This window comes from Sphingopyxis sp. 113P3 (assembly GCF_001278035.1).
GTDB lineage: Bacteria > Pseudomonadota > Alphaproteobacteria > Sphingomonadales > Sphingomonadaceae > Sphingopyxis.
In genome coordinates this window covers 3,217,288-3,231,325 of sequence record NZ_CP009452.1, presented here as the reverse complement: position 1 = coordinate 3,231,325, position 14,038 = coordinate 3,217,288, and the positions used below count along the sequence as shown (strand labels likewise).

The 14,038-nt window shown below is 63.6% G+C and carries 14 protein-coding genes; 12 read left to right on the top strand and 2 right to left on the bottom strand.

Annotated features, from left to right (window positions below; all coding sequences use genetic code 11):
• The first annotated feature begins 189 nt into the window (after positions 1-189).
• From LH20_RS15630 to LH20_RS15620, 3 genes are read left to right on the top strand one after another with little or no spacing between them, the layout of a single operon-like run.
• Positions 190-933, top strand: coding sequence for a molecular chaperone (locus LH20_RS15630; protein WP_235526999.1), 744 nt, complete (start codon positions 190-192; stop codon positions 931-933).
• 10 nt (positions 934-943) lie between these two features.
• Positions 944-3,496 carry a fimbria/pilus outer membrane usher protein gene (locus LH20_RS15625; protein ID WP_144423596.1) on the top strand — a complete coding sequence of 851 codons (2,553 nt, stop codon included), beginning with the start codon at positions 944-946 and terminating at the stop codon, positions 3,494-3,496.
• On the top strand, positions 3,441-4,412 hold the full coding sequence (locus LH20_RS15620) for a hypothetical protein (RefSeq protein WP_158501153.1): 972 nt from the start codon (positions 3,441-3,443) through the stop codon (positions 4,410-4,412). The genes LH20_RS15625 and LH20_RS15620 overlap by 56 nt, the downstream gene beginning before the upstream one ends.
• On the opposite strand, the gene LH20_RS15615 is transcribed toward LH20_RS15620, so the two are convergent.
• Positions 4,413-4,820: a hypothetical protein gene (locus tag LH20_RS15615; protein ID WP_144423594.1), complete on the bottom strand. Its 408-nt coding sequence runs from the start codon at positions 4,818-4,820 to the stop codon at positions 4,413-4,415.
• Positions 4,821-5,062: 242 nt separating this feature from the next.
• On the opposite strand from LH20_RS15615, the gene LH20_RS15610 reads away from it, so the two are divergent.
• Together LH20_RS15610 and tgt are read left to right on the top strand one after the other, a co-directional pair.
• Positions 5,063-5,551, top strand: coding sequence for a hemerythrin domain-containing protein (locus LH20_RS15610; RefSeq protein ID WP_053555019.1), 489 nt, complete (start codon positions 5,063-5,065; stop codon positions 5,549-5,551).
• A 56-nt stretch (positions 5,552-5,607) separates the two neighbouring features.
• Entirely contained in the window at positions 5,608-6,732 is a 1,125-nt protein-coding gene (gene tgt / locus LH20_RS15605) for a tRNA guanosine(34) transglycosylase Tgt (protein WP_053555018.1), read from the top strand.
• Between the two features lie 3 nt (positions 6,733-6,735).
• Here the strand turns inward: tgt and LH20_RS23565 are convergent, their stop codons facing one another.
• Entirely contained in the window at positions 6,736-6,906 is a 171-nt protein-coding gene (locus LH20_RS23565; protein ID WP_158501152.1) for a NepR family anti-sigma factor, read from the bottom strand.
• A gap of 209 nt (positions 6,907-7,115) precedes the next feature.
• Here LH20_RS23565 and LH20_RS15600 point away from each other — a divergent pair, with 209 nt between their 5' ends.
• From LH20_RS15600 to xth, 7 genes are all read left to right on the top strand, one after another.
• Positions 7,116-7,907 carry a response regulator gene (locus LH20_RS15600; RefSeq protein ID WP_053555017.1) on the top strand — a complete coding sequence of 264 codons (792 nt, stop codon included), beginning with the start codon at positions 7,116-7,118 and terminating at the stop codon, positions 7,905-7,907.
• Positions 7,908-7,983: 76 nt separating this feature from the next.
• The gene (locus tag LH20_RS15595) at positions 7,984-10,692 is read left to right on the top strand and encodes a bifunctional [glutamine synthetase] adenylyltransferase/[glutamine synthetase]-adenylyl-L-tyrosine phosphorylase (protein ID WP_053555016.1); all 2,709 of its coding nucleotides are present in this window, start codon (positions 7,984-7,986) and stop codon (positions 10,690-10,692) included.
• Positions 10,689-11,153: a peroxiredoxin gene (locus tag LH20_RS15590; RefSeq protein ID WP_053555015.1), complete on the top strand. Its 465-nt coding sequence runs from the start codon at positions 10,689-10,691 to the stop codon at positions 11,151-11,153. Before LH20_RS15595 ends, LH20_RS15590 begins: the two co-directional genes overlap by 4 nt.
• A 1-nt stretch (position 11,154) precedes the next feature.
• Entirely contained in the window at positions 11,155-11,946 is a 792-nt protein-coding gene (locus LH20_RS15585; protein ID WP_053555014.1) for a ferritin-like domain-containing protein, read from the top strand.
• 183 nt (positions 11,947-12,129) lie between these two features.
• Positions 12,130-12,768, top strand: a complete 639-nt coding sequence (locus LH20_RS15580; protein WP_053556316.1) for a M23 family metallopeptidase — start codon at positions 12,130-12,132, stop codon at positions 12,766-12,768.
• Between the two features lie 88 nt (positions 12,769-12,856).
• Positions 12,857-13,198 carry an iron-sulfur cluster insertion protein ErpA gene (gene erpA, locus LH20_RS15575; protein ID WP_053556315.1) on the top strand — a complete coding sequence of 114 codons (342 nt, stop codon included), beginning with the start codon at positions 12,857-12,859 and terminating at the stop codon, positions 13,196-13,198.
• A gap of 39 nt (positions 13,199-13,237) precedes the next feature.
• Entirely contained in the window at positions 13,238-14,008 is a 771-nt protein-coding gene (gene xth / locus LH20_RS15570) for an exodeoxyribonuclease III (RefSeq protein ID WP_053555013.1), read from the top strand.
• Positions 14,009-14,038 lie beyond the last annotated feature (30 nt).

Here is a 14,038-nt window from a genome sequence, read left to right as displayed (position 1 = left end):
CCCCCCGACATTTGTTTTTTTTGAGGGGCGGGGGATGCGCGACGGGATCGCACGCAAACGCCCCTGTGCGAGGGGTAAATGGTGAAACTCCGGCCACTGGCCCTTTTTACGAAACTGCGTCTTGGCGCAGTTCTTCTCCTTTTGGGGATCATTGCCTCGACATCCGCGCTCGCGATGCGGGTTTCGCCGATGGTATCCGAACTCTCCACGTCGGGTAGCGGCGCGGTTGCGCGCATTGAGGTCGGTAATGTCGGCTCGGCATCCATGCCGTTCGAAACCAAGATCACGCGCATCGATTTCGATGAAGACGGCAAGCTGATCGAAACGCCTGCCGATGAGGATTTCATAACCTTCCCGGCCCAGGGGCTGGTTCCGGTATCGGGCCGGCAGGTCGTTCGTGTCCAGTGGATCGGTCGCCCTGACATACCCACGTCGCAGGCCTATTATTTGTGGGTCCGTCAGCTGCCGGTGGAAACCAATCCGCAGAAGATCCAGGGGACTGACGCCTCCGTATCCATCGACGTTCTTTATACGATGAAGGCCTTGATCGTTGTCGCTCCGCCGGGCGCGAAGCCCGACGTCGAAGTGGTCTCGCTGGTGCCGGAAATGATCGTGCCGCCAGCGCCCGACATTGATCCTTCGTTGCAGGCAGCAGCGCCCGAGGATGCGAAAGCCCCCGAACCTCAGCCTGGGCTGAAGGTCGTCGTCGTCAACAAGGGCAACCGCTATGCGCTGATGAGCGGCGCAAAGTGGGTTCTCACCGCGACCACCGCCGACGGTAAGCCGTTCGAGCGCACCTATGGGAATGAGGAAGTGGCGCAGCTTGTGGGCGTTGGTTACCTCGCCCCCGCAGGCGGAAAGCGTGCCTTCTCTATCCCAACGGGTGTCGCACTCGATCCTGGCAAGCCGATGACGATGCGATTCACCAGGTGAGGAGCGGGTCGTGAGGGCCTGGGTTCGTACGGCGGGTAGCGCGATCGCCATCGGCGTCGGAATGCTGACGTCGTACCAGACGTCTGCGTCAGAGGCTGCACCGCCCGGGCCGCCTCCCGGCAGTTTGGCACAGCGTGCGGTTCCCGCTGCACCTGAGCCGGCCCGGCGCCCCGACATCAACCCCTATAATCGCGACATCGAGATCACCGCTCCGCTCCAGTTCAACCGGCGGATCCTGGGCGAACTGCCTGTCCTGCTGACAGCCGACGATCGGTTCGTCGTGGGAACCGAAGGGTTCCTCGCGCTGATCGGTCCGCTCTTGACGCCGGAGGCGCAGGTCGAATTGCGTGCGGTTCTTGGTGACAAGCCCCGTTTCCTGCCGGAAGAAGTCGCCGCGTCGGGAATCCGGCTCGACTATGATCCCGAGCAGCTCGCGGTACTCGTCCTGCAGATCGCGCCCGAGAAGCGATCGGTGGAAATTCTCTACCAGAACCGTCAGGCCGAAGAACCCGGCGATCCCCCGGTGCCCTTCAGCGCCTTCATGAATATCAGCACGACGGTCTCGCGCCTTTCGCAGACCGGCAATATCGAAAAGCCGGAATTGTTTCTGAATGGCGCCGTTCGCTACAACAATCTCGTTTTCGAGGGCGATGCCCAGGCCCGTCGCGACTTTTTTACCGACAAATATAAGTTCGAGCGTCGCTACGCCCGGCTGGTCTACGACCAGCCTGAAGAGGCGCGCCGGTGGTTCTTGGGCGACCTGGAGCCGGAGACCCGGGGGCGCCAGAGCTTTCTCAACATGGGTGGCATCGGCGTGGTGCGGCAGCGCCAGAGGTTCGATTCCTTCCGCAACAATGTATTGTCGGGGGGGCGGCGGCTCGTGCTCCAGGAACAGTCGGTCGTGCGTGTCATGCGCAACGGCATCTACCAGCGGGAATTCACGCTCGATCCCGGACAATATGATATTTCGAACCTCCCGCTCGACACGGGTAGCAACAATATCCAGATTGAAGTCCAAGGGCTTTCGGGCGCACGTCAGACTTTCGACTACCAGGCCTATCTTGATACCATCGACCTTGAGCCTGGAGACTATGAATATGGCGCTTATGTCGGCTTTCTCGACGACGGCGGCTTCGGCAACCCCAATTATTCCAGTGCAACGCCGGTTTTTACAGGCTTCTGGCGAAAGGCCTTTCTGAACCGGCCGGCAATCGGATTTGGCACGCAGCTGTCTGAAGACGTGCAGAACCTTACCGCGCAGACTCAGTTCCTCCTTGCAAACAGCGGCCGCATTCGCCTCGATGTCGGCGGTAGCCACAGCAAGACCGACGGCACGGGGTTCGCCGCGACGGTTGGCTATGATCAGGTCGTTGGCGGGGCAACCGGCTATGACACGCTCACCGTCGTTCTCGATTATACGTCGCCCAACTATACAACGATCGGTTCGATCGAGGGCGTGAATCCCATTTCCTTCAACCTCACTGCTGCCTACACCAAGCGCTTCACGCACAAGCTGTTTGCCAGCACCAACGTCTCGTATCGGAAAAGTCGCAGCCCGCTCTTCGACGACTCGTACAGCATTTCCTCGACGGCCAACTATCGCTTCAACAAGGAATGGACGCTGCAATTCGGCGCTGAATATGTGAAATCGGGTTTCCCGAGCGGTTTCGGCCGCAACAACGGGTTTGGCGTGACAGTCGGTCTGATATGGCAGCCAAGCTACAACCGGCGGGCGGAGGCACGCTATAATTCTCTTCGCAACAATGGCAGTGCCCGCTACCAGAAAACCGTCGATAACCGGGCGGGCTCCTTCGGATATTCACTCGCAACCAACTATAATGACGGGTCAACATCCATCGGTGGTCAGCTCGACTATGTCGGCAACCGGTTCGATGCCAATCTCACGCACACCGCGTTTGGAGAAAGTTTCAACAATATTGGCGAAAGCCAGGTCACGACCTTGAGGGTCGGTAGCTCAATCGCATATGCCGGTGGAAAGCTTGCGGTCGGCCGCACGATCAACGACAGCTTCGCGCTCGTCTATCCGCACAAGACGCTGAAAGGGCGCAAGGTCATAGTCGGCGATGCACTCGAGGGCGGAAGCTACGTCAGCAAAAGCGGCGCCTTGGGACCGGCAGTGCAAAATTCCCTGACGGCGTTCCTCAACCAGTCGATCCGCTATGACGTGGTCGATCCGCCGCGGGGCTATGATATCGGGGACGGCGTCAAGCGTGTGAGGCCAGCCTACAAGAGCGGATATGTGATCGAAGTGGGAAGCGCTGCATTCGTCAGCGCCATCGGGACCCTGAAAGGCCGCGATGGGCAGCCGCTCAAGCTCGTCAGCGGCATCTTGCGGCGAACGGACCAGCCCGATGCGGCCGACGAGCCATTCTTCACGAACACAGCCGGCCGCTTCGCGATCGCCAAGCTGGAACCGGGGGGCGAATATAGTGTCTGGCTCCCCTCGGGTGGCCAAGGCGGATTCACGTTCAGAGTCCCGGATGACAATGACGGCCTATTGGACCTGGGCATTGTTGAACTCGGACGCAGGGAAGGCCAATAAGATGACATTATCCCGCAAGACCCGGTGGAGTCGGCTACTTCGGCGTGCCGTCACCCTTTGCGCCGCTATCCTGCTGCCGACCTCTGCGCACGCGATGTGCACGCTGTCGATCGAACCGGTGCAGGATCAGCTGATCATCCGCAACAATCCGCTTGAGGATGGCGCTGCGTTCGGCACGGTAGAGATTAATGTGGTCAACCGCGGCGATGGCGAATGCGTTGGCCGCCTGGGCGCATCCCTCCGGGGCGAACCTTTCGGCTTTCGCTCTGACAACGGCGCGCCGCCTATTCCCTACCAACTGGTCGATGAAAAAAGCAGTAACGATATCACCCCGCGTGCCGGCCGGAATCTTCAGGGCATGGGGGGACGCTTCATCCGTCTGATGCCGGGTGAAAGAGCGCTCGAATTGTTGTCGGTTGCTGCCGTGCTCGACAGTTCGACCTCGCAGGGTCGCTACACGCAATCGCTGGATCTGACCGTAGCCGGCGAGGACGGGATGATCCTCGGCACCAAGCCGTTGACATTGGGCATTGACGTCCTGCCCGCCGCCATGATCGGGATGAAGGGACAGCTTGCGCGCGCGCGGGGGACGAATTCGATCGATCTAGGTGAGCTCGTACCCGGGACGAAGGACCTCCCGCTTACCCTTTATGTCATTTCGACCGGCGGATACCGAGTATCGGTTGTTTCGGAAAACCAAGGCCGCCTCAAGCATGAAAGTGCCGGCTGGTATGTAGACTATCGATTGAAAATGGGTCGCTTCGATCTCGATCTGACATCGCCCGCGGGCTTCGAAATCATCTCCGACCGGGCGCGATTTGACAATTATCCGGTCCGAATCGAAATCGGGGAAACTGCTGGCAAGCGCGCTGGAAGCTACGTGGACACGGTCATGTTTACGGTCGCGGCCCTTTAATCAGATCGGCTGGATCGTCAACGAGAGCGTCAGCGGCGCCTCGAGCGATACCTGTTCGAAGCGATAGGCAATCTGCTGGATGCGGGGGCCGTACTCGCGGTGCACTTCCTGTGTGCCGAGCGCTGAGAGCTCGACCCTGCTGTCCCCGTAGAGGAGGCGGGCGCTTTCACTCTGGGCCAGCGGGCGATATTGCGCAGAGACCAGATAGCCCGTGGCGTTGTTGCACCCCTCGGTCACAAAGCCTGGCGCATTGGCAAGTGCATCGGCATAGACGCTGTGATTGACCCAGCACGCCATCGGCACCGTCGCAGTAACCTGGAATGTGCCCGTCGCCTGCTCACTAGCCGCCGCGGCCGCCGTCGACGCGAACAGGGCGGACGCGCAGCCCAGCCTCATCATAGTCTTCATCGCAGTCGCCATTTCACAAAAGTCCCTACAAGATGGAGGACCTTCATAGCGGGAAGTCGTTAATGTCCCGTTTGCGCCTTCCGGTTGAGCGGAATTGCCCGCAATCCGGCACCGCGGGCCCGCTGAACCGCCCCCCGACTTGCATGACACTCGAAGACACCCCGTGACCGGCAAGCTGCCGGACGGGAACCGATAAGACCTGGGTCCGTTCTCCCTCGCACATGAGCAGAGGGAACCCCTACATGGCCGAAACCAAAATCTTCGCGCGGCTTAAAGCCGACCACGATCGCCACCGCAAATTGCTCGACCAGATCGACGCCACGAAAGGCGACAGCTCCGAACGCGAACGGCTGTTCGAGGCGTTCCGCGTCGAGGTCACCGCGCATGCCGCCTCGGAGGAAATGTCCCTCTACGCGACTATGCTGGCAAATGCGGACCTGCGCGATGATGCGCAGCACAGCGTCTCGGAGCATAAGGAAATCGAAGATATGCTGACCGAGCTATATGAGATGGATTTTGGCTCAACCGGTTGGCTCACGCGTTTTCGCACGATGAAGGATCGCTATCTCCATCATATCGATGAGGAAGAGGAGGATATGTTCCCCGCAGCCGAGGAGGAATTATCGGACGCGAAGAAGGCGGAGCTTCTGGCGATTTTCGACAAGGAAAAGCCGAAGGAAAAGGCAAAGGCGGCCGCCGAGGAGCCTTCGAGCGAAGATGAGCGCGAGTAGCGCAGGGCCCGCCCCCGTCTCGACTTTCCGCGCCGCCCAGCCCATAGGCGCGCGCCATGACCGACAGATTCGCTTTTCAGCTCGCCGCGACCGATGGCGCCGCGCGTACCGGCGTCATTCGCATGATGCGGGGCGAGATCCGTACGCCCGCCTTCATGCCTGTCGGCACCGCGGCAACGGTGAAGGCCATGCGCCCGGCCGAGGTGCGCGCGGCCGGCGCGGACATCATTCTCGGTAACACCTATCACCTGATGCTGCGCCCAGGCGCCGAGCGCATGGCGCGCCTCGGCGGGCTGCATGGCTTCATGGGCTGGGACCGGCCGATCCTGACCGACAGCGGCGGCTACCAGGTCATGAGTCTCGCCGCGCTCACCAAGCAGAGCGAGGAAGGCGTGACGTTCAAGAGCCATCTCGACGGCTCACGCCATATGCTGACCGCCGAACGCTCGATGGAAATCCAGCGGCTGCTTGGCAGCGATATCGTGATGGCCTTCGACGAATGCCCACCCGCGGGCGTCGACGCGAAGCGCGCCGAGGCGAGCATGGAGCGCTCGATGCGCTGGGCGGCGCGAAGCCGCGCGGGCTTCGACGCGGGTGAGGAGCATGCCTCGCGCTCAGCGCTCTTCGGCATCCAGCAAGGCTCGCTCGATGAAAAGCTGCGCGCGCGCTCGGCTGCGGCGCTCATGGACATCGGATTTGACGGCTATGCGATCGGCGGCCTCGCGGTCGGGGAAGGGCAGGAGGCGATGTTCGCCGTACTCGATTTTGCGCCCGCGCAGCTCCCCGCCGACAAGCCGCGCTATCTGATGGGTGTCGGAAAGCCCGACGACCTCGTTGGCGCGGTTGCGCGCGGGGTCGACATGTTCGATTGCGTGCTGCCGACGCGGTCGGGCCGCAATGGCCAGGCGTTCACCTGGGAGGGGCCGGTCAATATTCGCAATGCGAAGCACGCCGAAGATCGGGAGCCGCTCGACGCCTCCTGCGATTGCCCGGTATGCACGACATGGTCGCGCGCCTATCTCCACCATCTCGTGCGCGCAGGCGAAATGCTGGGCGCGATGCTGATGACCCACCATAATCTGCATTTTTATCAGGCGCTGATGCAGGCGATGCGCGATTCGATCGCGGCCGGACGTTTCTCAGCCTTCCAGGCGGACTTCGAGACGCGTTATCGGCGCTGAAGATTAGTTAAGTTTGTTGAGCAGGTCGAGCATCGACTGCGGGATCGTTTCGTCGACCGCCGACTCGTACGCACGGCGCAGGGCGAGGTTAACGTCCTGACCTTTGCGGGGAATTTTCTTTTTGGCGTCTTTCCCGGGAGCCTTTTGCTGTGGCGATCCGGCTTCAGACGACATTATAGAGGTTTCCGCTGAACATGGCGCCTTCTGCTAACCGCGCTGTCACCAAAGAGCAATGGCGCGTTTGCCGCTTTCCCATGAAACTAATTTGCGGCTAGATCGTTCCCCCACCGAGCAATTATATCGGGTGCCGGGGGAGCGGGGATGAAAATGCCTGCATTTCCGGTGCTCAAGGCGGGTTTTGGGCCCGCATCAGGAGGTTTTCTATGTCATTGGGTCAGGCAATTGCGCCGCATCTTCCCTATTTGCGGCGCTATGGCCGTGCCATTTCGGGAAGCCAGGCAAGCGGCGATGCCCTCGTGGCACAGCTCTTGGAGACGCTGGTTGCCAATCCCGGGGCGGTCGATTCGGGCGCCGACCTTCGAATTCAGCTCTATCGCATGGTCCATGACAATTTCGGGCTCGCGAGCGCGCCGCCGCCCACCGATCCCGATGCGGCCGCCGACATCGCGATCGCCGACGCGCGCCTGCGGCGTATTCCCTCGCTCGCCCGCCAGGCACTGCTCCTGACCGCGGTCGAGGGTTTCGGCGAGGCCGAGACGGGACGCATCATCGGGCGCGACGTCGAAGATGTCCGCAAGCTGATCGCCGAGGCGCTTGACGAGATCGACCGCCAGACGCGCGCGCGCATCCTCATCATCGAGGACGAACCCATCATCGCGATGGATATCGAGATGATCGTGCGGGACCTGGGCCATGAAGTGGTCGGCGTTGCGACCACTCACCGCGAAGCGGTCGCGGAGGCGCAAGAGCATCAGCCCGGACTCGTGCTCGCAGACATCCAGCTTGCCGACAACAGCTCGGGCATCGAGGCGGTGCAGGAGATTCTGAGCAGTCTCAAGGTGCCCGTCATCTTCATCACGGCCTTTCCCGAACGCCTGCTGACCGGCGACCGTCCCGAGCCTGCATTCCTGCTCACCAAGCCCTATCAGCCTGCAACGCTCCGCGCGGCGGTGTCGCAGGTGCTTTTCTTCGACGAGAGCACGGTCCCCGCATAAGCTCTTCGCCTTGCCGGTGCGAAAGCAGCGCGCTCGGGGTTGCTAGAGGATGAGCGGCAAGCGATAGCAGCGAGCGATGACTGCTCCTGAAGCTTCCGCCCGCCAGTCGGCGCTCGACCGGTTGGCCGCCAACGCGCCTTTCCTCGCGCGCCTTGCCGCACTCTATCCCGAGGACGTCGCGCGCTACCTTGACGAGGGAAGTGACGCGGCGCTCGCGTGCGTGACCCCCCCGCCGCTCGAGGACGATATCATGCGCGCGATGCGTCAGTGGCGCGGCCGCATCGCGCTTCTCCTCGCGCTTGGCGACCTCGCAGGCGAGCATGACGTCGCGACAACGACGCGGCTCTTGTCGGACTTTGCCGATCAGGCGTGCGACGCCGCTCTCGCCGCCGCCTTCGCCGAGCGGGTTCCGGACGAGGCGGCGCGCGGGCTCTCGGTCATCGCGCTCGGCAAGCTCGGCAGTCACGAGCTCAACTATTCATCCGACATCGACCCGATCCTGATCTTCGACCCCGACACTTTGCCGCGGCGCTCGCGCGATGACCCCGACGAGGCAGCCGTGAGGATTGCGCGGCGAATGGTCGAGATCCTGTCAGCGCGCACCGCCGACGGCCATGTTCTACGCGTCGACCTGCGGCTTCGTCCCCATCCCGAGGTGACACCCATCGTGCTCCCGGTGAATGCAGCGATTTCCTATTACGAGTCGGAGGCCTTGGCGTGGGAGCAGGCGGCCTTCATCCGCTCGCGCGCGAGTGCGGGTGACCGGGCGCTTGGCGAAACATTCCTCGCCGCGATTCAGCCCTTCATCTGGCGCCGCAGCCTCGATTTCCGGCAATTGAAGGAAATCGGGGCGATGAGCGACCGGATTCGCGACCATTTCGCGCAAGGCCAGCAGTTCGGACCCGGCTACGATTTGAAGCGCGGGCGCGGGGGGATCCGCGAGATCGAGTTTTTTGCGCAGGTCCACCAGCTCATTTACGGCGGCCGCGACCCCTCGCTGCGCGCGCCCGCCACGGTCGATGCGCTCGGCGCGCTGGCAAAGGCCGGACGGATCGACGCCGATATCGCCGCGCAGCTCAAGGGACATTACGCCACATTGCGCCGGATCGAGCACCGATTGCAGATGATCGAGGATCAGCAGACGCACTGCCTGCCCGTTCAGGCGGACGCGCTCGATGCGGTCGCGCGGCTCGATGGAGCAGCCGACGGCAAAGCGTTGCTCGACGCGCTTTCGCCCGTGGTGACCGAGGTGGGCCAGTGCTACGACCGTCTCGTCGTCGAGCGCGCGGCCAGCCGCGGTCTGCCGCGTGATGAAAGCGAGCTGGAACGGGCGCTCGTGGCGGCGGGCTTTTCATCGCCAGACGCGGCGCTTCGCACGATCGCCGAATGGCGCGGCGGCAAGCTGCGTGCGCTCCGTAGCCCAGCGGCGCTTGAGGCTCTCGAGGCGGTGCTTCCCGAACTCGTCAAGGCGATCGGGGCGGCCCCCGATCCGCAGGCGACTCTGGTGCGCTTCGACATGCTCGTCGCGGGGCTTCCGAGCGCGGTGGGTTTCTTCCACCTGCTCGCAGCGCAGCCCGACCTTGCAAAGATCGCGACGCGCATCCTGTCGATCGCTCCGACGCTTGCCGACGCGCTCGGCGCGCGCGTCGAACTGATCGAGGGGCTGATCGACAAGCGGGCCTTCGATGCCCCCGCAACCAAAGCCGAGCTGATCGCGGAATGGGCGCCGGGGCTTGCTGGGCTCGACTATGAACGTCTGCTCGACCGGGTGCGCGACCGCGTCGGCGAGCGGCGCTTTGCCTATGGGGTGCAGCTCATTGCGGGGGCAACGGACCCCATGGCGATCGCCTGCGGCTATTCCGAGCTTGCCGAAGCAGCGCTCCAGGTTCTCGCGGACGCAACGGTGGCCGAGTTCGAGGCGGCGCACGGGCGCGTTCCGGGCAGCGAGCTGGTTGTGCTGGCGCTCGGCCGGCTGGGAGGGAGGGCGCTGACCCACGCGTCGGACCTCGACCTCATCTATCTGTTCACCGGCGATCATCTCGCCGAATCGGATGGACAGCGGCCGCTCGGCGCGACGAGCTACTACAACCGCCTTGCGCAGCGGGTGACCGCGGCGATGTCGGTGCCGACCGCGGCGGGCAAGCTCTATGACGTCGATACGAGGCTGCGTCCGCAGGGCACGCAGGGCCCACTCGTGGTCACGCTCGACAGTTTCGAACGCTATCAGCGCGAAGAGGCATGGACCTGGGAGCATATGGCGCTGCTCCGGGCGCGGCCCGTCTACGGGTCCGACCGCGCGAAGGCGGCCGTGCAGCGCATCATCGACGACCTGCTTGCCGCGCCGCGCGAGCCTGCGAAGCTCGCGCAGGATGCGGCCGAGATGCGCGACAAGATATCCCGGCACAAGCCGCCCAAAGGTCCGCTCGACATCAAGGGCGGGCCGGGCGGGCTCGTCGACCTTGAATTTGCGATGCAGGTGACACAGCTTGCAAGCGGTCAGTGCCACGATCCCAATATCGGCTCGGCGCTCGCCTGCCTGAAGGCAAGCGGGCTTGCACCTCCCGAGGTGTGCGAGGCGCACGGCCTGCTTGCCCGGATGCTCGTGATGCTACGGCTGACCGCGCCCCAGGGCGAACCTGCAACGCCCGCCGCGCGGCAGCTCGTTGCGAGCGCGTGCGGTGAGCCGGGCTGGCCGCAGCTGCTTGCCGCGCATGACGCGGCGCGGCAACAGATCGCAAACTGGTGGGCCTCGATTCGCCCGCCCCAGCAGGAGAACCCCACATGACCCTTGCCATTGGCGATGCCATTCCCGCCGTGACGCTGCGCGATGCCGACGGCGCCGCGATCGACCTCAAGGCGCTGAGGGGGGCGCCGCTGGTCGTTTATTTCTACCCCAAGGCCGACACGCCGGGCTGCACTGTCGAGGCACAGGACTTCACCCGCCTCGCCCCCGAATTTGCGCATCTCAATGCACAGGTCCTCGCCGTCTCGCGCGATGCGCCAGCGAAACTGTGCAAGTTCCGCGACAAATATGGGCTGACCGTCCGGCTCGCGTCCGATGAGGACGGCAAGGTTTGCGAGGCGTTCGGGACCTGGGTCGAGAAGCAGAATTACGGCCGCACCTACATGGGGATCGAACGTTCGACCTTCCTGTTCGCCCCTGACGGCAAACTCGCAAAGGAATGGCGCAAGGTGCGCGTGAAGGGGCATGCCGACGCGGTGCTGGAGGCGGCAAAGGCGCTCTGATATGACCTCGCTCGCCAAAGCGGCCCGGGAGGTTCTCCTCACGCCCGATCCGCCGGCCAAGCGCCGCGCGGCGCGCGCGCTCGCGCGCGCGTGGCGGCGCGGCGAGCTTGATCATCGCTGCGATATCACAATGCCCGAACAGCCGGCGTGGCCCGCAGCGCCCGAACTCCTGTTGCCCAGCCAGATGCCGCGACGCCGGAAGGGCGGGTCGGAGCGCGGCCGCATCGCGATGCTCCACGCGCTCGCGCATATCGAATTCGTCGCGATCGACCTTGCGGTCGATCTCGTGGGGCGGTTTGGCGAGCAGTTTCCCCGCGCCTTTATCGACGACTGGCTTGACGTTGCGGCCGATGAAGCGATGCATTTCGCGCTGCTCGACCGGCGCCTGCGCGCGCTCGGCAGCCATTATGGTGCGCTCCCCGCACACGCGGGTCTTTGGGAGGCCGCCGCGGCGACAAGCGACGATGCGCTCGCACGCCTTGCGATCGTTCCAATGGTGCTCGAGGCGCGCGGGCTCGATGTCACGCCGGCGACAGTCGAACGCTTCCGTGCCGTGGGTGACGAGGCGTCGGCGAGAATTTTATCGCGTATTTACAAGGACGAAATCCGGCATGTGCGCGCGGGCACAGTCTGGTTCGGCTGGATGTGCGACGAAAGGGGATTCAACGCCGTCGAAACGTGGCAAAGCCTCGTAAAATCGCGCTTTCGCGGGAATCTGAAGCCACCGTTCAACGACTCGGCGCGCCGGGACGCCGGTTTAACGCAAGAATACTATGCGGTAGTTGCTTCGTAACCTTTGCCCATGCACCAAGGCTCCCGCGGGCAGGGAATAATCCCATCCAGGCAAACAACCGGCACCGGCGGGACCAGATACCGTCGGCGACATGGCGAAGAGCGGGGTCGATACGTGCGGAACGCGACACGAACGCAAAAGTTTCATCTTGGGCTGATTTTCTTCGCGCTGGCGTCGATGGGCATGGCCGCCCCGGCGCAGGCGTTCGAAACGAGCGCAGCGGGCGTTCCGGTCCCCGACGAGCCCGACGATGAGGCCTTCGACGCCGGCGTGGCGCCCTCGGTCAAGGAAGACGGCGAAGCGCGCGCGGTGTTCCAGGCGTGGAAGCGCCTCGACACCGGACTGACGGCCTCGATCGGCGTTGCGGTCCCCTCGCGCCGCCCGATCGAGCAGATGTCGCTATCCTCCTCCTACGGCATGCGCACCCACCCGATTACGGGTCGCGTCGCGCGCCACAATGGCATCGACATTCCCGCGCCGCACGGCACCCCCATTTATGCGACCGCCGATGGCATTGTTGGCCGCGCCCAGCGTCTTGGCGGTTATGGAAATTATGTAGAGATCGCCCATGGCAATGCGATCGAGACGCGCTACGGTCACATGTCCTCTTACATTGTCCATCCCGGACAGCAGGTGAAGAAGGGCGAAATCATCGGTTATGTCGGCTCGACGGGCCGTTCGACCGGCAATCATTTGCACTATGAAGTCCGTATCGACGGCGCGCCGGTCAACCCGTTGCCCTTCGTGCGCTCGGACTCGATGGCGATCGCTGCACTTTCGGGCGACGGCAAGCCGCTCGCGATGGGCGGTCCCGAGGAATAAGGGTTTCAGGGTCGGAGAGGAGGGGGCGTCCTCCGGCCCGAGGCCGGGGCGCCCTTTTCATTTGCGCACGAAGCCCTATCTTGCCGTCATGGCCACGCAGCTTTCCGATATCGCCCTCTCGCCCGCCGCCGCCGCCCGCGTTCGCTGGATCGCGCAGCGCAAGGGCGCAGCCTTGCCCGCGCTGCGTCTTGCGGTCGATGGGGGTGGCTGTTCAGGTTTCACCTATCGTTTCGATCTTGCCGAGACGATCGAGGCGGATGACATCGTCACCGAGACCGACGGGGTGAAGCTGGTCGTCGACCCCGTGAGCATCGACCTTGTGCGCGGCAGCATCGTCGATTTTGTCGATTCGCTCGGTGGATCGTCCTTCAAGGTGGAAAACCCGAACGCGGCCTCGGGCTGCGGTTGCGGATCGAGCTTCTCGATCTGACGCCTTTCCTGGCGAAACGCTTCCTGCCATAGACAGGCGATGAAAATCGCCACCTTCAACATCAACGGCATCAAGGCCCGGATGCCGCGCCTCGTCGAATGGCTTGAGGAAACCCAGCCTGACGTCGCCTGCCTCCAGGAACTGAAGTCGAGCGATGAGACCATGCCGACGGCCGAAATCGAGGCGGCCGGATATGGCATGCTCTATCATGGGCAAAAAGGGTTCAACGGGGTTGCAATCCTCGCGCGGGGCAGCGAGCCGGTCGAAATTCGGCGCGGTCTTGACGGCGAGGCGGAGGACGAGCAGTCGCGCTATCTCGAAGCCGAGGTTCTGGGGCTCCGCATCGCCTCGATCTATCTTCCCAACGGCAATCCCCAGCCGGGGCCCAAGTTCGACTATAAGCTGCGCTGGATGAAGCGGCTGCGCGAGCGGGCGAAGGCACTGCTCAAGGCCGAGATCCCGACCATCCTCGCCGGCGACTATAACGTCATCCCGCACGACGACGATGTCTGGGATCCGCGCGCGATGGCAAAGGACGCGTTGATGCAGCCCGATTCGCGCGACGCCTATTTCCGGATGCTCGGCGATGGCTGGACCGACGCGATCCGCAGCCGCTACCCCGCGGGGAGGATCTGGACCTTCTGGGACTATCAGGCGGGCGGCTGGCAGCGCGACCATGGATTTCGTATCGACCATCTGCTCTTGAGCCCTGCGGCGGCCGATCGGCTGGTCGAGGCGGGTGTCGACAAGGACCACCGCGGCCGCGAAAAAGCGAGCGATCATGCGCCGACCTGGGCGGTACTGCGCTGAGGCCATGCTGGCTTCGGTGCGCGTGGCGCG